The 16,910-nt window shown below is 67.6% G+C and carries 13 protein-coding genes and 1 pseudogene; 9 read left to right on the forward strand and 5 right to left on the reverse strand.

Going from position 1 to position 16,910, the window contains the following annotated elements; genetic code table 11:
* The first annotated feature begins 553 nt into the window (after positions 1 to 553).
* A complete protein-coding gene (locus tag AB0M56_RS16770) occupies positions 554 to 682 on the forward strand; it encodes a hypothetical protein (protein ID WP_364176444.1) in 129 nt (42 codons plus the stop codon).
* Between the two features lie 135 nt (positions 683 to 817).
* Here AB0M56_RS16770 and AB0M56_RS16775 read toward each other — a convergent pair whose 3' ends face one another.
* Positions 818 to 1,291 (reverse strand): ATP-binding protein, encoded by a 474-nt coding sequence (locus tag AB0M56_RS16775; protein ID WP_364176447.1) that lies wholly within the window; start codon positions 1,289 to 1,291, stop codon positions 818 to 820.
* Between the two features lie 273 nt (positions 1,292 to 1,564).
* Between AB0M56_RS16775 and AB0M56_RS16780 the strand changes: the two genes are divergently transcribed.
* On the forward strand, positions 1,565 to 2,152 hold the full coding sequence (locus tag AB0M56_RS16780; protein WP_364176449.1) for a DUF6461 domain-containing protein: 588 nt from the start codon (positions 1,565 to 1,567) through the stop codon (positions 2,150 to 2,152).
* A 289-nt stretch (positions 2,153 to 2,441) separates the two neighbouring features.
* Here AB0M56_RS16780 and AB0M56_RS16785 read toward each other — a convergent pair whose 3' ends face one another.
* Positions 2,442 to 2,702, reverse strand: coding sequence for a hypothetical protein (locus AB0M56_RS16785; RefSeq protein WP_364176451.1), 261 nt, complete (start codon positions 2,700 to 2,702; stop codon positions 2,442 to 2,444).
* A 512-nt stretch (positions 2,703 to 3,214) separates the two neighbouring features.
* Here AB0M56_RS16785 and AB0M56_RS16790 point away from each other — a divergent pair.
* Positions 3,215 to 5,944 (forward strand): glycosyl hydrolase family 65 protein, encoded by a 2,730-nt coding sequence (locus tag AB0M56_RS16790; protein ID WP_364176454.1) that lies wholly within the window; start codon positions 3,215 to 3,217, stop codon positions 5,942 to 5,944.
* Between the two features lie 478 nt (positions 5,945 to 6,422).
* On the opposite strand, the gene AB0M56_RS16795 is transcribed toward AB0M56_RS16790, so the two are convergent.
* From AB0M56_RS16795 to AB0M56_RS16805, 3 genes are read right to left on the reverse strand one after another with little or no spacing between them, the layout of a single operon-like run.
* A complete protein-coding gene (locus AB0M56_RS16795; protein WP_364176457.1) occupies positions 6,423 to 6,728 on the reverse strand; it encodes a MoaD/ThiS family protein in 306 nt (101 codons plus the stop codon).
* Positions 6,725 to 7,840 carry an exo-alpha-sialidase gene (locus tag AB0M56_RS16800; RefSeq protein WP_364176460.1) on the reverse strand — a complete coding sequence of 372 codons (1,116 nt, stop codon included), beginning with the start codon at positions 7,838 to 7,840 and terminating at the stop codon, positions 6,725 to 6,727. The genes AB0M56_RS16795 and AB0M56_RS16800 overlap by 4 nt, the downstream gene beginning before the upstream one ends.
* Positions 7,841 to 7,871: 31 nt before the next feature.
* On the reverse strand, positions 7,872 to 8,669 hold the full coding sequence (locus AB0M56_RS16805; protein WP_364176463.1) for a helix-turn-helix transcriptional regulator: 798 nt from the start codon (positions 8,667 to 8,669) through the stop codon (positions 7,872 to 7,874).
* A 597-nt stretch (positions 8,670 to 9,266) separates the two neighbouring features.
* On the opposite strand from AB0M56_RS16805, the gene AB0M56_RS16810 reads away from it, so the two are divergent.
* The 6 genes and pseudogenes from AB0M56_RS16810 to hisC all read left to right on the forward strand — a co-directional run bounded on the left by AB0M56_RS16810 (position 9,267) and on the right by hisC (position 16,898).
* Positions 9,267 to 10,466 (forward strand): helix-turn-helix domain-containing protein, encoded by a 1,200-nt coding sequence (locus AB0M56_RS16810; RefSeq protein WP_364176465.1) that lies wholly within the window; start codon positions 9,267 to 9,269, stop codon positions 10,464 to 10,466.
* A gap of 165 nt (positions 10,467 to 10,631) precedes the next feature.
* On the forward strand, positions 10,632 to 12,956 hold the full coding sequence (locus AB0M56_RS16815) for a molybdopterin cofactor-binding domain-containing protein (RefSeq protein ID WP_364176468.1): 2,325 nt from the start codon (positions 10,632 to 10,634) through the stop codon (positions 12,954 to 12,956).
* 9 nt (positions 12,957 to 12,965) lie between these two features.
* The gene (locus tag AB0M56_RS16820) at positions 12,966 to 13,442 is read left to right on the forward strand and encodes a (2Fe-2S)-binding protein (protein ID WP_364176471.1); all 477 of its coding nucleotides are present in this window, start codon (positions 12,966 to 12,968) and stop codon (positions 13,440 to 13,442) included.
* A gap of 529 nt (positions 13,443 to 13,971) precedes the next feature.
* Positions 13,972 to 14,208: pseudogene (locus AB0M56_RS16825) on the forward strand (hypothetical protein); the annotation flags it as partial.
* Positions 14,209 to 15,073: 865 nt separating this feature from the next.
* Positions 15,074 to 15,601, forward strand: coding sequence for a hypothetical protein (locus tag AB0M56_RS16830; RefSeq protein WP_364176474.1), 528 nt, complete (start codon positions 15,074 to 15,076; stop codon positions 15,599 to 15,601).
* A 202-nt stretch (positions 15,602 to 15,803) separates the two neighbouring features.
* Positions 15,804 to 16,898: a histidinol-phosphate transaminase gene (gene hisC / locus AB0M56_RS16835; protein ID WP_364176477.1), complete on the forward strand. Its 1,095-nt coding sequence runs from the start codon at positions 15,804 to 15,806 to the stop codon at positions 16,896 to 16,898.
* Positions 16,899 to 16,910 lie beyond the last annotated feature (12 nt).

The following is a 16,910-nucleotide window of genomic DNA, read 5'->3' on the forward strand; positions in this document are numbered from 1 at the left end:
CCAAGCTGCTCACCAACGACGAGGTCATCGCCGTGGACCAGGCCACCACAACGGTGACCGGGGCTTCACCGTGTCAGCGCGGTCGCCGAGGTCGTATTGCACCTGGCACCGCACGCACTTCACCAGCTCTGTCACGGCTGTCGTTTCGGGCATCGAACAGATGAACGAACCTCGTTGGGCGGGCCCGCATCGGCAGGTGTCCAGGAACTGTCCAAGAATGGCGCGACATGAGATGCACTGAGATGCACTGAGATGACATACGACCATGACGGTGCAGGTCAACGCCGCACGTAGACGGCACGAGGTGCACTGAGATGACGAACTCGGCACGTGCGCCTGTTACCCGGAGGGTTCTTGGTTCGAGTCCAAGCGGGGGAGCATCCAAGCCTAGGTCGCTGACCTGGGCTTTTTTGTTACCCGGAGTAGGGGCGATTTAAGGGCGATAAACCCCGTTCGTTCGTGACGGCACGCGGGCATGCCTCAGTCTTCCCAGGTGTCGCATCGGCTGACGCGCGGGTAGTCGATCCGTGACCCTGAGCCGAACGTCTCGAAGGTGATCTCGACCGACAAGCCATGCCCGGTGTCGGCGTTGAGCTTCGCCAGTGACGTCGCCCTCGAGATTCTCGACTATCCGGTCTGTGTCGAGACCGACGTTTCCGCCGGTCGCTTCGTGAGCGCCTGATGTGGGACTTGCAGGAGATGGACCACGCCACCGTGAGCGCGCGGCCGACTGGCTGCACCTGCTGATCGAGGGCACGCTGGTGGGAGAGACCCAGGACGGCGCGCGCTGCGCGCGACCTAAGTGTGTTTCGGCGCGTCAGCGGAGGACCACCGTGAAGTGCGGTCCGAAGTCGAGCCCCCTGAAGTCCACCGGCCCGCGCAGTGTCGGAAGGAAGTGGACGGTGGTGCCTGTGGCGCCGTCATCGCAGATCGGGGTCAGGTCGGTCACGGGGATGCCGCGCTCGTAGCGCTGCCGCCACGATCCGTTCGCGCGCCGGTTGACGTGCTCGAGCCATTCGCTCAGCGCTGCCACCACCGACATGCCCCGGCGCGGATGCCCGTCAGGCAGCATGGCGGCCGCCGGGTGGTCGAAAAAGCGCAGGTCCTTGGTCGCCATGACCGGCTTCTTGACTGTGCGCCCGGCATTGCCGACGCGGGTGTCGGTGCCGCGCCCATCGTCGGCGACAGAGATCGAACCATCCGCGTGCTCGGTGACCACGACGGTACCGCCGCCGCACGCCTCGGCCTCCTCTGCCGCGTAGGCCAAGACCTCGAGCACCAGATGCCGCACACCGCCTGGCGAACTCCGGGGGCGCGGAGCGGATGGCCTCGAGGTGTGCAGTGTCCACCGTGCCGGCCCAGTCGTGGGTGGTGTTGCGCCAGTTGATCACGGCTGCAGCGTATGTCGTCAGTTCCGGTCACGTGGGCGCATCGCCCTTGGATCCGACGGCCAGCACGGGCTGTTGGTTTCCCTGAGTGGTCGCGTCATGGCCTGCGCCGCGTACTTCGAGATCGCTACGCAGACGTCCGATCTTGCTTCGCCGTTGCTGGTTAGGATCTGAGGATGCTGGACGCGGGGAATGATCCGTTCGGGTGGGCCGATGACCCGGCCGTGGTGATGGTTTGCTTGACGTTCGTCGAGGGGCTCATGCCGGGAGAGATCCTTGGAATCCTTTCTGCTGAGGAACTTGATGTGCCGATGAGGCCTGGGCCGCTGAGTGTGCTGGCTGGTGGTGACCGAAGCGGTATTCGTATAGCTCAGTCTGGCGGCTGGGCTGTGGTTGTGGAGTTGGAGTCGCTTATTGCGACGAAGCCAGAGTTGCTCCGTAGCTTGTCCACGAGTGGAAGGCGTGCCGTCCAGGTCTCTCGGACGGGTTCCGGGCTGGAAGGCTTTGTTTACTGGCGCGACGGAGAGCTACAGTGCCAATTCGATCCGATCAGCCCCGTGGCGCGCACGGGCAGCAATCCGGACGTGCTGGCGACAGAGATGCGTGCGTCGGGCATTGATCCCTCACGCGCCGAGATGTTGCGGGGGCACGAGATGTACCGGTTGGCTGCTGAGGTTTCGGGGGTGGTTGCCGATACAAACCTGGTGCTCGAGGCCGAACTCTCGGCGGGCCTGGTGGCTCGCCGGCGTCGACGATCTTCGTGAATGTGGCGTGCTCGAGGGGGTTGGGAGCTGCCCTAACTCATCCGAGTTCGAATGGCTCCCAGCCCCGGCGGTTCATCGGGTGGTGACCCGGGACGCTTCGCCGTCCTGGACCTGCTGATCTTGCACAACTGTCCGAGATCAACGCCCACGTCCGTGTTCCTCAGCGCAGTCGGGTCCGTTCATGCTTCCGCCTTCTCGCGTTTCGGCGATCGGGAACTCGACGCTGTCGATATTGAATGTCGGGACGAAGTCTTTTATGACGCACCTGGGAGTTGTTCCGACGGTGAAGTCACATCGAATGAGCGACGGCAGATTGTAGGCAGCCCGCGGGCCGCCAGCGCGGCCGCGACGACGTGGAACACCGAATCCTCTTCGTGTGCGACGTCGGCGTGGCTGTCGTCGCCTTCCGGTGCGCGCCCGCGACCAGCAGCACTGCGCCGGGCACCTGCCGGAACAGGTCGACCCCGAACAGCTCCGTCCGCAGGTCGAACCCCGGATGCGGCACCTCGACGACCAGCGACGGCGGCGCCGAGCGGTCGATCACGTACATCCCCCACGCGCGCTCGGTGCCCGGCTCGTTCGTCGCGATCGTGTACGGCCGTCCGGTCGCGGGGTCGACGCCGTCCCGTACCGAGAAGCCGAGTTTCCGCAGCGGCGGTTCGACCGGCAGGACCTGAACTCCGGCGAGAGGCGATGGGCGGGTTCGACCTGCGACCGGGCGACCTGGTCCGGACCTTGGCCGACTGACAGCGCGAGGCCGCGGCCCACATCTGGCACGCGTCTGCGCGCGAGCGGGTGACTCCGGACACCTCCGTCGCCACCGTTCTGTATCTTTACCAGCCCTCCTCCCGCCTATATGTTGTTGCCCGCAACATATGTGCCGTGGTGGGTACCGGAACCGGGCCAGGCCGCTCAGGGAGTGGCCGGCTTGTCTCGCCGCCGCGCGTCCCGTCGCCAGGAGGTGCCGTTTCGATGAAGATGCACGGCAAGGACACAGGAGCCGGCAGAACGGGGCCTCGCGCCTCGCGCCGTGGGCCGGCCTGGGGCCGTTCCCGTTCGGGCGTGCTCAGGAGCAGGGCGGGCTTCCTGCTGGCGGCCGGCGGTCTGCTGCTGGGCTTGGTGACGGTACCGGCCTCGGCCGCTCCCGTGCCGGGGCCGGCCGGCGGTGGCGACGGCTGGGTGCTGAGCACGAGCGACACATCGAAGAACTACTCTCCGACGTTCGTCGGCAACGGCTACCTCGCCGCACGGGTACCCGCGGCCGGCCACGGGTACAGCACCAAGCCCATCGTCACCCAGTCCGAGCTCGCCGGCTTCTACGGCGCCCCCGCCGCGGGGCAAGAGGAGCGAGCGGGCCTGCCGGCCTGGACCACGCTCGGGTTCGGCCGCGACGGCGACGTCTACGGGCTCGGGGATTGGTCTTGCGGGTTCGGCGAGTTGTGTCCGACCGCGTACGGGAAGATTTCCGGGGGCGCGTTCGTCGAGTCCTCCCATCCCGGCTCGATCGTCGGGAGCTACTTGGCCGGCCTGAACAACGACAACACCCCGACTGTCGGCGGCACCGACGTCATCCCGATCCGGAACGCACCGGCCGGCCCGGCGACGCTGGCCGTGCGGTACGGCAACGGCAGCGGCAGCCCGCAGACGATCCACATCAGCGTCAACGGCACGCTCCAGCAGCTGTCCGTACCCAGCCTGGCCGGCTGGGACGACTGGGCGGTGGTGACCGTGCCGGTCACGTTGAACGCGGGCGCGAACACGCTCGAGGTCACCGTCGCCGAGGGGGACACGGCGCGGGTGAACGTCGACTACCTCGCGCTGTATCCAGACGGCGCGCAGCCGCCGACGCAGATCGCTCCCGCCACGATCGGTACCACCGCGAACTACCGGCAGTGGCTGGACCTGCGCACCGGTGTGCTGACCACGTCGTTCGACTGGACCTCGCCCGCGGGGGATACGACCAGCTTCGCCTACGAGGTCAACGCCAACCGCTCGGAGGGTCATCTGGGCACGGTGAATGTGCGGGCCGTCCCGCACTGGAGCGGAACGGCCACCGCTGTCGACGAGTTCGACGGCCGGGGACTGGACCACGCGTCGACGACGGGCCCGCGCGTGGACGGCAAGACCGCGACACTGTCGCAGACCGTCGTGAGCAACGGGAATCTCGTCACCGCCGGGCTGAACTCAGTGCTGCGCGTCGACGGGAAGACGGTTCCCACCCAGGCGATCGCCGACCCTGGTGACGGCGGTGCCGGACAGCGAGCGACTTTCCCGGTCCGCGCCGGACAGCCGTTGCAGATCACCAAGTACGTCGGCGTCGCCTCCAGCGTCGACACCGACCGCCCGCTCGCGGCCGCGACTCCGCAGCAGGCCGCCGCGAAGACCGCGGCCCGCGCCGCCGCGGACGGCTATCAGCGCGCGCTGGCACGCAACCGCGACGCCTGGTCACGCCTGTGGCAGTCGAGCATCTCGATTCCCGGTGACCCCACCATGACCGCGCAGATCCACGCGTCGATGTTCTACCTGCTCGCGAGTGTGCGCGCGGGGGTCCTCTGGAGTGCCAGCCCGGGCGGTTTGTCCTCGGACGGCTACAGCGGTCACGTGTTCTGGGACACGGAGACGTGGATGTACCCGGCACTGCTCGCCCAGTACCCCGACATCGCCGCCGACGCGAACACCTACCGGCAGCAGCGCCTGCCTGCGGCCCGGGCCGCTGCTGCGGCACTGTCCACTCCGGACCATCCGATCGAGGGCGCGAAGTTCCCCTGGCAGAGCGCGCTGACCGGCAAGGAGACAACCCCGGACTGGTCCCCCGACGGCAAGCAGGAAATCCACATCAACTCCGACGTCGCCCTCGCGCAGTGGCAGTACTACGAAGCGTCCGGCGACAAGACCTGGCTGCGGGACAAGGCCTGGCCCGTGCTGCAGGGCATCGCCGATTACTGGGCCACGCGTGCCGTTCCCGACCCGGCCGGCGGTTACGCCATCAACGATGTCAAAGGTCCGGACGAGTACCACGACAACGTCAACAACAGCGTGACCACCAACGCCGGGGCGCAAGCCTCGTTGCGCATCGCGATCCGCGCCGCGGGCATCCTCGGCCGGACCGCCGATCCGGCCTGGCGCAAGGTCGCTGACGGTCTGAAGATCCCGGTCGACACCACGACGAACATCCATCCCGAGTTCGACGGGTACTCCGGGCAGACCGTCAAACAGGCCGACGTCACGCTGCTGCAGTACCCGTTGGCGGTGCCGATGTCGCGCGGCCTCGCCCAAAACGACCTCGACTACTACAAGCAGCGCACCGACCTCAACGGCCCGTCCATGACAGACGCGATCGCCACCATCGCGGGTGCCGCCCTCGGGTCGCCCGGCTGCGACGTCTACACCTCCCTGCGCAACAGCTCGGACCCGTACCTGGCCGCGCCGTTCAACCAGTGGTACGAGACCCGCACCGGCGGAGCGTTCGACTTCACCACGGGCCAGGGCGGTTACCTGCAGGAGTTCCTCTACGGGTTCACAGGGCTGCGCTGGGGAACCGACGTCGTCACCGTCGATCCCTTCCTGCCGCCGCAACTGCCGGGTGTCGACATCACCGGGGTCAAGTGGCACGGCCGCTCGTTCGACCTGTCCGTTGGCGACCGAACGACGATACTGACCTTGCGCTCCGGCCCGCCACTCCCGGTCCGGGTCGGCAGCGGCAGCGATGACGTGCGCCAGGTCAGGCCCGGGACCGTGCTGCAGATGCCCACCAGGCACCCGGCAGGCGACGCTACCAACTGCGGCTCCTGATCATCGCCCTCGGCCGGACCCCTCAGGGACTCCGGCCGAGGGCGATGGTCAGGTCCGTGAAGCCGAGCAGCCGCAGAGCTCGACGTGAAGAAATGACGGTGGGTGTTCTTCCGAACAGCGCGTTGGGTGAGATTCGATGCGGTTGGCTGTCGTCGAATTCACGGTAACGCTCCAGATCTGCTCCACGGCAATTGACGGGCAGGTCCGGGCTCGTTCGGCTCTTGTGGGTGCGGCCGAATCCTCCGAGATGCGCCGCATTGCCGCCACGTCTCGCGGTCGCTGTTCCAGTTCAACAACACGAAGGATCAGATGATCGCTGTGCTGTTCGGGACGGCCGCGTCCGGAGAGGACTTCGGCCGCTGTGACGCCCGGAGCGGGTATGGGTATTGGTGCGGGGGAGAGCCCGAACGAGCCCTGGCCTCGGTGCGCCCCCGGGCCGCACCGAGGCCAGGAAGCCTCCCCAGTTGGTGGTTCGTGGTCAGCCGCCTGCCATGGCGCCGATGATCAGGAACGGTTCGGCTCCCGACCGCACCAGTGCGGGCAGTTCGGCGTCCGGGGCGGTGTTCGACAGGTCCTCCTCGCAGGCGAAGAACCGGACGAACGCGCGGCGCTTGCCGGTGGTCGTGTCGCGAATGGTGCCGCGCAACTGCGGGTAGGTGCGTTCCAGCGCGTCCAGCAGGGTCTCGCGCGTCGGCGGGTCGTCGACCGGCAGCTGGATTTCACCGTCGACCTTGGCCAGGTGGCGCAGGTGCGTGGGTAGCTTGACGCGGACTACGGTCGTCATCGCAGGGTCTGTACCTCGACCGAGCACACCGCGGGCAGGTCCCGCACAATGGGGGCCCAGTTCTCGCCCGCGTCGCGGGACGCGTAGACCTGGCCGCCGGTGGTGCCGAAGTAGATGCCTGCCTCGTCGAGGGAGTCGACGGCCATCGCGTCGCGCAGGATGTTCACGTAGCAGTCCTGCTGTGGCAGGCCGTTGGTGAGCGGCTCCCATTCGTCGCCGCCGGTGCGGCTGCGGTACACGCGCAGCTTGCCCTCCGGCGGATAGTGCTCGGAGTCGCTGTGGATCGGGACCACGTAAACCGTCTCCGGTTCGTGCGGGTGCACCGCGATCGGGAAGCCGAAGTCGCTCGGCAGGTTGCCGCTGATCTCCCGCCAGTGCTCCCCGGCGTCGTCCGAGCGCATCACGTCCCAGTGTTTCTGCATGAACAGCACGTCCGGCCGCGAGGGGTGCAGTGCGATCCGGTGTACGCAGTGCCCGACCTCCGCGTCCGGGTCCGGGATGCCGTCGGAGTGCAGCCCACGGTTGATCGGCTGCCAGGTCTCGCCGCTGTCGTCGCTGCGGAATGCGCCGGCCGCGGAGATCGCGGCGAAGATTCGTTCCGAGTTCCGCGGGTCCAGGATGATGGTGTGCAGGCACAATCCGCCTGCGCCCGGCTGCCAGCCCGGTCCGGACGTGTGCTTGCGCAGCCCGGTGAGTTCCCGCCAGCTCTGCCCGCCGTCGGTGCTGCGATACAGCGCGGCGTCCTGCGCTCCCGCGTACACGGTGTCGGGGTCGGTGAGCGACGGCTCCAGGTGCCAGATCCGGGTGAATTCCCACGGCTTCGGCGTGCCGTCGTACCAGAGGTGCTCGCCGGCGCCGCCCTCGTAGGTGAAGTCGTGGTCGACCTGGCGCCACGTCTTGCCGCCGTCGTCGGAGCGCTGGATCAGCTGCCCGAACCACGACGTGGACTGCGACGCGTACAGCCGCTCGGGGTCCGCGGGCGAACCCGCGAGGTGGTAGACCTCCCAGCCGCCGAAGTGCGGTCCGTCCACCTCCCAGTGCGTGCGGTCCTCGTCCGCGGTGAGGATGAATGCGCCCTTGCGCGTGCCGACCAGTACTCGAACTCCAGGCATGCCCGCTCCCTGCCTCCGTCCCCTGACCAGCTCAACCTATTCGCGCGAGACGGCCGCCGCTTCTCCATTCTTGCGCTCCCGCCGAGGCCAGCGGGGGCAGCGCGACCAGCACCGGAGGCGACCACGACGGCGCGAGGTCCAGCTGGACGTCTTGGCTCAGCGGCACCGGGCCAGGCCGGATCCGCACCGGCCGCGGGGCCGAGCCGACCGCCTGCACCCTCGGCGCGAGCTGTCCGCGCGGATCGGCGGCCGCAGGCAGGGCGCAGGCCAGCAACCGGTAGGTGCCGGGCGGCACGCCGGCGAGCACGAACTCCAGGTCAGGCCCGAGCAGCGCGCCGCTGACCGGGATGCCGCGCGCCGCCCGCGCGGCGAACAGCCCGACGTAGACCGCCGGGCCGCCGTCCAGCGCGGCGAGCGCGGCCGGGCTCAGCAGCGCTCGGCCGGTGACCGCTCCGCCTGCGCAGTCCGCGCCGGCCACCCGGACCGGAGCCGGCGGGTGTTCGGCGAGCAGGTCGGGCAGCTGCCGGAACCGGTGTGGGCTCACCCCGACCGCCGCGGTGAACCGTGTCGTGAAGGTGCCGGGCGCGGAGAACCCGACCTCGTGGCAGATGTCGACGACCTTTTCGCCGGTGTCCAGCAGCAGCTCCTTGGCGAGCTGGAACCGTTGCGCGGCGAGGAACTTGCCCGGCGGCAGGCCGACCTGCCGCTCGAACGCGCGCGCCAGGTGGAACGGGCTGTACCGGACGTGGTCGGCCACGTCCTCGAGCGTGAGCTGCCGCATGCGTTCGGCGGCGAGGAACCGCGCCGCTTCGAGCACCGCATCCCGCATCGCACACCTCCCTCGGATGTGCCGCCATGCTAGTTCCGGGCCCCGACAATTCCGGCGACCTCGGCGCGCAGCCGTCTTCCAATTCGACCATGTGGCTTCGGCCTCCGAAGGGCGCTGGGACTCACCGATCACGACGGCGCCGAACCCGCGCTCGGGGTCGCGCATCGCCGCCGGCAAGCGCGTTGCCTCGGGCCGCCGTTTCCCAGGGATGGGAGCGGACTGCCCGACGTCGAAGAACTCCATCATGACCTCGCCGGGCCCGTCGTTCGGGGCGCGGTCCTGGCGCATTACATCCGCGGCCTCCGTGCGTTCGTGGATGCCGCTATCGGCCTGATGCTCGTGATCGTCGGGGTCTGGAAACCGGCTTCGTCCCGGACGCCACCGTCCTCATCGACGTGGTGTGCCTGCTTGCCCCGGCGCGGCAGGAGCCTCCTGACGGCATACCGGATCTGCGGTTGTGGAACCGCTGACCGATACTCCCTGGGAATCAGTCGACGGGGACTCCGCATCCCAGGCGCCGGATTGTGGGTGCGTACCCGGGTCGGGCCGTCGAGCGGTGACACGAGCAGTGGCAGTGGTGGATCTCGGGGGGCGGACATGCCTGCGGCGGCGCACATGCTGGCCAGCAGCGTGCTGGGCAGGGTCGACGGTCTGACCGATGAGCTTGTCCGCGTCATCAACGAGCAGAACCCGGGCTACCGGCAGCTCAACGTCGTACCCGAAGCCGACCTGTGGAAGTCGTGCCACGACAACCTCGAGCGCGTGCTGCAGATGGTCGGCCAGGAAGGCGACGACGCGGAGCGCGTCGCGCAGTTCTACGACGCCGCACGGGCGACCGGGCAGCGGCGGGCGCAGCAGCGGCTGCCGTTGGACGACTTGCTGCGGTCGTTCCGCATCGGCGGGCGGATGGTCTGGCAGGCGCTGATCACGCAGGCCCGCGCGGAGCACGAAACGGACACCGACGATCTGCTCGACCTCGCGACCCGCGTCTGGGAACTGGTGGACGCGATCTCGTCCCAGGTCGCGGCTGCGTATCACGCAGCTGAGCGGGCGCTGGTCCGCGCCGACGAACAACGCCGCGCGGCTCTGTGGGAGGGCCTGCTGCAAGGCCGGGCTTCCGACGCGGCGTTCGCTTATGAGGCGGGCCGGATCATCCGGCTGCCCGTGGAGGGGCCGTACGCGGCCGTCGCGGCCGAGGGCCGGTTCGCCACGAGCGACCTCACCGAGGCGCTCGGGCGCAAACTCGACGAATCGGGCCTCCACTCGGCCTGGCAGGTTCGCGCGGACGCGCTCGTGGGCTTGGTGTCTCTGCCGGGGTGCGACACCGCGGAGCTGATGAAGGCTCTTCCCGCCGTCCGCGGGTCGGTGGGTGTCTCGCTGGTGGTCGATGGACTGGCCGAAGTGCACACCGCGTACCGGCAAGCGGTGCTCGCGTTGCGGACCGTCCCGCACGGTGAGCCGGCAGTCGTCTGCCTCGCCGAACGGCTGCCGGAAGCGCTGCTGCTCAGTTCGCCGGAGCTCACCGGCTCCCTGATGCAGCAGTGGCTGCGCGGACTGCTGGACCTACCCGACGAGGAGCGGCGGATCCTCCTGCAGACGCTCGCGTCCTGGGTCGAGACCGGCGGATCTGCCACCCGGGCGGCGCAAGATCTGCACTGCCACCGCAACACGGTGCTCAACCGCCTGCGCCGGATCGAAGCGCTGACCGGGCGCTGCCTGCCGGGTGGTGAAATCCCGATCGAGCTGGCCCTCGTCGTGCGCGCCCTCCCGCTTCTGCCGCCCCGCCGGCGGTCGTGACTCCCTTCGCGTTGTGCACGGCGCCCAACGACATTGCGGCAAACGTAGGCACGCGGTGCATGGCCGTGGCGAGGGATGTTGTGTAACACTGCGGCCCGATCCGAACACTCCCCGCATTCTCCGAGCACTTCTCTGACACCGTCGTTCGAGAGGAACCCGCCGCCCATGGCACAGCAGGACCACGACGCCCGGCCCACGCCGGAGGCGCCGCGGCACATCGACCGGCGCCTGGGCTTCGTGCTGGCGGCACCGACGCTCGCCGTCGCCGCGCAGATCACCCAGGCCGGTGTGGCGCCGCAGGCGGCCGACGCCGCGCTTCCGTCCCTCCCGCAGCCCGAGGACCTCTTCGACCTCGGTGACCTGCAGAACCTCGCCGCCGCACCCACGTCCGGCCTGATCAGCGTCCAGATCGGGACGGACGGACGCGCGTCGTTCGCGGTGCCGCGGACCGAGGTGGGCCAGGGCATGACCACCGCGGTGGCGATGATGGTGGCCGAAGAGCTCGACATTCCGCTGTCGAAGGTCGACGTCACGCTCGCCGACGCCCGCCCGGAGCTGCTGATGAACCAGCTCACGGGCGGCTCCAACTCGATGCGGAGCATTTTCACCCCGGTCCGCACCGTCTCGGCGATCGCCCGGGCTCGGCTGGTCTCGGCGGCCGCCGCTCAGTGGGGGGTGTCCGAGTCGGAGCTGCGCACCGCCGACGGGATGGTCCACCACACCAGCGGCAAGCAGGCGTCGTACGGCTCGCTCGCGAAGGCCGCCGCCGCCGTGAAGACCACCAGCGCCACGGCGGAGCTCAAGTCGCGGGCGGACTTCAAGGTGCTCGGCACCGCGCAGAACCGCATCGACGCCTACGAGGCCGTGACCGGGCGCAAGAAGTACACCCTCGACCACGACGTCCCCGGCGCTCTGCCGACGATGGTCGCCCGGCCGCCCACGATCAACGGCACGGTTCGCTCGATCCAGAACGAGGCCGACGTCAAGGCAATGCCCGGCGTCACCGACATCGCGGCGATCTCCCACGGCGTGGCCGTGCGGGCCGAGACGTTCGGGCAGTGCATCGACGCCATCCGCGCGCTGAAGGTGGACTGGGGTCCTGGCACCGTCGACGGTGAATCCGACGCGACCGTGCTGAAGAAGCTCAAGGCCGCGCAGCTGCCGCTGGTCGTGCCGGGAGTGCTGACGCAGTCGCTCGACGCGGAGTTCACCTTCGCGTTCGCCAGCAACAGCCCGCTCGAGACCGGCTCGGCGATTGCCGACGTCCGTTCGGACCGCGCCGAGATCTGGTCGTGCTTGAAGGTGCCGATCGTCGCGCAGCAGCAGATCGCGCAGGCGGTGGGTCTGCCACAGAGTGCCGTCACCGTGCACGTGACCCAGGGCGGCGGCTCGTTCGGCCGGCACCTGTTCCACGACGCGGCGCTCGAAGCCGCCGAGGCGTCGAAGAAGATGGGCAAAGCGGTCAAGCTCATGTGGTCGCGCACCGACGACTTCCGGCAGGGCCGAGTGCACCCGATGTGCGTTTCGCGGGTGCGCGCCACCTACGCCCTCGGCAACGTGGTGAGCTTCGAGCAGCGGCACACCAGCGTTCAGACGGAGTTCAGCCACGGCCTCGGCGAGATGCTCACCTCCACCACGGCGAAGCTGCCCATCGCGGGCAACCTGAGCTTCGCGGAGTCGATCTTCGAGCTGACGCAGTCTTCGCCATACAACTTCGGCGTGACCACGCAGCTGCTCAACGAGATCCCGCTGAAGTTCAACACCGGCAGCATGCGCAACATCTACTCGCCGAACGTGGTGACGGCCGAAGAGCTCGTGGTCGACCAGCTGGCGAAGAAGATGGGCAAGGACCCGGTGCAGTTCCGGCGCGAGTTCCTCAAGGACGCCCGGTTGCGCGCGGTGCTCGACAAGGCCGTCCAGGTCGGTGAGTGGGGCCGGTCGATGCCGTCGGGCACCGCCCAGGGCATCGCGTTGCACGCGGAGTACAAGGGCGCCGTGGCGGTGCTGGTGGAGATCGACTGCCGCCCGGAGACGGTGAACCGGAAGGTCCGCGAGGCGGTGACCGGGCCGCGCGTGACCAAGGCGCTCGTCGTGGTCGATCCCGGGTTCGCGATCAACCCGCGTGGCCTGGAAGCGCAGATGATCGGCGGCCTCAACGACGGCATCGCGATGTGCCTGACCTCCAGCCTCCACATCAAGGACGGCATCCCGCTCGAAGGCAGCTGGGACAACTACTTCTACACGCGCGAGTGGAACACCCCCGTCGAGACGCGGGTCGTGATCATGCCGAACACCTCGGACACCCCGAGTGGTGCCGGGGAGCTGGCGGTCGCGCCGTCGTTCGCCGCCGTCGCTTGCGCGTACGCGCGGGCCACCGGGAAGATGCCGACCTCGTTCCCGATCAACCACGGCACGCTCTCGTTCGAGCCGCTGCCTTTGGAACCCTCCACCCCGCCTTCCCCCGTCGATGGTCTCGACTACGCCTACTAGGAGTTCTCCGTGCCACAACACACCTTCAAGCTCAACGGTGAGCAGGTCACGGTGGAAGCAGAAGACACCGAACGGCTCCTGTGGGTGCTGCGCGACCGCCTCGGCGTGACAGGCCCGAAGTACGGCTGTGGGCTCGACGTCTGCAAGGCGTGCACGAGCCACATCAACGGCAAGGCCTTCAACCCCTGCTCGGTGCCTGTTTCGAAAATCGCTCCCACCGACGAGGTCACGACGATCGAAGGCCTGCCCGCCACTGTGGGCAAGGACCTGCACCCGATGCAGGAAGCGTGGCTGCGGCAGGACGTCGCGCAGTGCGGCTACTGTCAACCCGGGCAGATCATGGCCGCGGTGGCCAAGGTCCGCCAGGCCCGCGCCGCCGGCCGCGACCTCACCGACGACGACCTCGACGAGATCCGCAACATCTGCCGCTGCGGCACTTATGCCCGCATCCGCGAGGCCATTGTGGAGGGTGCGAAGAACATGTGAGCCCGGATCGCGTGACGCCGTGCCACACCATGACCCCTGTTGGGCACAAGCCACGCGAACGCCGGCGGAAGGTCGGCGTCTGCCAAGGCACCGGGGCGGCGGAGGAGAAGAATGTCGTCCCGGTCAGGTCCAGTACGAGCTCGGTGGGCTTGTCGGCGAGGACGTGGTGATCACCACGTCCTCGCCGTTGCCGCGGCGCTGGGGGGAGGTCATGGAACAGCCTGTGTCCTGGTTCTGAATGGCGACCGCTTTCGATCGAGCCCGGGTGACGCAGGCTCGGCGATTGGCGGGGAAGACGAAGACGGAGCTCTCAACTGCTCGATCCGCCTCGACCGCGGAGTCGACCTGGACCGCGGCCTCACCACCAGCGAAGCCCGACACATCGAGCGGGGCGTGGTCGGCCCGTTGCGAAGAAGGCGGTCAGTGCCTCGAGCTGGTCCGCGGGACGTAGCAGCACGTCCGGCCACGGGCGACTGACTCCCGCTTCTGACTGACCGACCGATTCCGGCGTCACGTCGAGACAAGCCGTTTCCAGCAGGCCAAAAACGAAACCGGGCTGGATCACTCTCAGGTCCGGTCCTGGCGGCCGCGGTACGCCCACATCACTCTGTTGATGCTCGCCGACGCGTCCTGCGTGTCGTCGACGTCGTCGACCGCGTCTGGTCGTGGTCACGCTGCCGCCGTCGACGACAACACCAAGCACGCCTCAGCCACTACAAACGACCCGGCTACCCACTCACCTCACTGCCGTTGCAGTACCAATTAAGCCTCTGCGGTTGTGCTGCTCGTGACATCTGCCGGCGACAATCGCGCATAACCCGCACCACGCGTGATTGTCGGTCAATCATGTCCGCAGGAGCTGCGTCCACGGCGCTACCCATCGGAGCTCGTTCGAGAAGGCTCTGCAACGGCGCGCATGCAGACGCTGACGCAACCAATCCAGCAGATCACGGTCGGCGCGGGCGGCGGTAAGCTGATCGATCGAATATACCGACTGCCGGGGTTCACCATCGTCGATGTCACGGATTACTTTGCCGAATTCAGGTCCATACCTTTGCCTGATCGAGCAATAATCTTGTCGTCCACCGTACGCCGCTTGGTACGGTCCCTCTCCTTGAGGCCGACGTGCTGAGCCACCTGGTGTAGCCGGATCGTCGGCTTCGCCGGCTGCCTGCTCCGGTTCCTCACCCCTGGATTCCGCGGGCCCGACTCGGCCCGGCAGCGGCGTGCGCGAGTGGTGACGATCCCGGCGCCGAGGCGACGACCAGCGGGCTGCAGGGATTGTCGAGGCAGTCGAGCAGGCCGCGCCGCCGGCCTCACTCCCGCCTACCTTGCCGGCGACGTCGCCGATGTCCATCGGCTGACCGGAGGCCGTCTGGAACTGGGCCTCGGTGCCGGCCACGTCCCGGGCGAGTTCGAGGCAGCGGGTTCGCCGGTCGGCACAGGAGGGAATCGGTTGGACGAACCCGGCCGTCGTCTCCTTCCTCGAGAACGCCCGGGGTCCGAAAGCGACGGTCCGGCGGCACCCGGATGTCCGCTTCGCGCATGGTTGACATCCGAATTGCGCAGCGCGCTCCTGAACGGAGACCGGCGTGGATACCGTCGTGGAGCAGCATTAGCAAGGAGGCGTGATGGACTACGTTCTCGATCGGACCTCGGTGACTTCGCTGGAGCGCGACGCGCGTGTCGATCTCGTCGAGAGGGCAGACAAACTCGTCCCGATCTTGGCCGCCAACGCGGCCTGCACCGAGGAAACCCGCCGGATCTCCGAGGAGAACCTCGCCGCGATCGAGCACGCGGAGCTGTTCTCGATTATGCAGCCGAAGCGCTTCGGTGGGCTGCAGGTGGACTTCCGCACCAAACTCGAAGTCGCACGCGAGCGCGCGCGGGTTCGGTTCCACCGCCTGCGCCACCGGCTTGATGAACGTTTGTGCCTGGTTCACCGGACTGTGGGGCGAGCAGGCACAGAAGGAGGTGTGGGCCGAGCGCCCCGTCAACCGCATGGCAGAGGTGTTCGCGTCCACGGGCTGGTGGAGCCGAGCAATACGCGTCCGTATACCTCGGCGCTGATCTCCGGGTTGCCGACCGCGTGGCGACCGACGACCTCATCGTCGCGCCAGACCCGCTGCGTCGGGTTTGGTTTCAGCGAGACTCGATAACCCGGGCGTGCATGGCGACAACGTTCGCGTCGCGGCGCCTTCAGGCAAGGGGGCTCTCCGCGGACGGACTCGGTTCCAACGCTGTCAACGAGGCAATCCACTCCGGCCGCAACGTTGAGACCGCCTGCGCCACACCATCACCGACAATTGACCACGAACAGACCCGAATCGGGTTGCGAGACATCGCTTAGGACGGCCGAAGATGCCAGTTGTTCCTCGTCGAGATCTTGAATCTCTGCCGAAGTACATTCCGGGACGGACGGTTCGCGGCGCGATAAAGCTGGCGAGCAACGAGATTTCCGACGGGCCGTTGCCCAGTGTCGTAGAGACGATTTCTCGATTGACGCCGACGGTCAACCGATACCCGGACGGCGATTCCCAGGTTCTGCGGGAGCGGCTCGTGCGTGACCTGGATGTCGACGTCGCGCAGATTGCAATAGGCTGCGGATCGGTAGCGCTGCTCCAGCAGCTAGTCCAGGCACTGTGCAGTCCGGGCGACGAGGTTCTGTTCGCTTGGCGCTCCTTCGAGTCGTATCCGATTGTGACGCAAGTGGCGCATGCCGTCAGCGTTACGGTTCCTCTCTCTGAAGGGCATGGCCTCGATCTGGATGCGATGCTCGCAGGCATCACGCCGCGCACGAAGATGATCTTCATTTGCAATCCGAATAATCCGACCGGTACGGCTGTATATCGTGACGAACTCGCCCGCTTCATCGACGCCGTTCCGGAAAATGTGCTGGTCGTTCTGGATGAAGCTTACAAAGAGTTCGTCACTGACGCCAATGTTCCGGACGGTGTACAATTCGTTCGCGCGCGAAGTAACGTCGCTGTGCTTCGCACTTTCTCGAAGGCTTACGGCCTTGCCGGCTTGCGCATCGGGTACGCCATTGCTAGCGAGGTCGTATGTGAGGCGCTTCGACAAGTCTGCATCACATTTTCGGTGAACGCTATTGCGCAAGTTGCCGCCATTGCGTCACTCGATGCCGGCGACGAGATGTTTGAGCGCTGTCGCAGCATCACTGTCGAACGTGACCGTGTCCGCGACTCGCTGATCGCTATGGGTTACGAGGTTCCACCCAGTCAGGCAAATTTTGTATGGCTTCCCTTGGCTCAGCGCGCCACGGTTTTCACCGATTACATGCTCGACCGCAAGCTCATTGTTCGCCCCTTCGTCGGCGAAGGGATTCGTGTTACTGTCGGCGCCGCCGAAGAGAACGACCTCTTCCTTGCGGCGGCCCGAGAGTTCCTTGGCGTGGCAAGGCCGTTATCAGTGAAATCGTGCGCTTCAATAGAGTGAAGTCTTAACGCT

It is taken from the genome of Amycolatopsis sp. NPDC051372 (assembly GCF_040682095.1).
GTDB lineage: Bacteria > Actinomycetota > Actinomycetes > Mycobacteriales > Pseudonocardiaceae > Amycolatopsis.

Bases quoted from the DNA above. Each gene is read 5' to 3' on its own strand.
- AB0M56_RS16780 (WP_364176449.1), top strand. From the start codon at position 1,565: ATGCTGGACGCGGGGAATGATCCGTTCGGGTGGGCCGATGACCCGGCC.
- AB0M56_RS16785 (WP_364176451.1), bottom strand. From the start codon at position 2,702: ATGTACGTGATCGACCGCTCGGCGCCGCCGTCGCTGGTCGTCGAGGTG.
- AB0M56_RS16795 (WP_364176457.1), bottom strand. From the start codon at position 6,728: ATGACGACCGTAGTCCGCGTCAAGCTACCCACGCACCTGCGCCACCTG.
- AB0M56_RS16800 (WP_364176460.1), bottom strand. From the start codon at position 7,840: ATGCCTGGAGTTCGAGTACTGGTCGGCACGCGCAAGGGCGCATTCATC.
- AB0M56_RS16805 (WP_364176463.1), bottom strand. From the start codon at position 8,669: ATGCGGGATGCGGTGCTCGAAGCGGCGCGGTTCCTCGCCGCCGAACGC.
- AB0M56_RS16810 (WP_364176465.1), top strand. From the start codon at position 9,267: ATGCCTGCGGCGGCGCACATGCTGGCCAGCAGCGTGCTGGGCAGGGTC.
- AB0M56_RS16815 (WP_364176468.1), top strand. From the start codon at position 10,632: ATGGCACAGCAGGACCACGACGCCCGGCCCACGCCGGAGGCGCCGCGG.
- AB0M56_RS16830 (WP_364176474.1), top strand. From the start codon at position 15,074: ATGGACTACGTTCTCGATCGGACCTCGGTGACTTCGCTGGAGCGCGAC.
- hisC (WP_364176477.1), top strand. From the start codon at position 15,804: ATGCCAGTTGTTCCTCGTCGAGATCTTGAATCTCTGCCGAAGTACATT.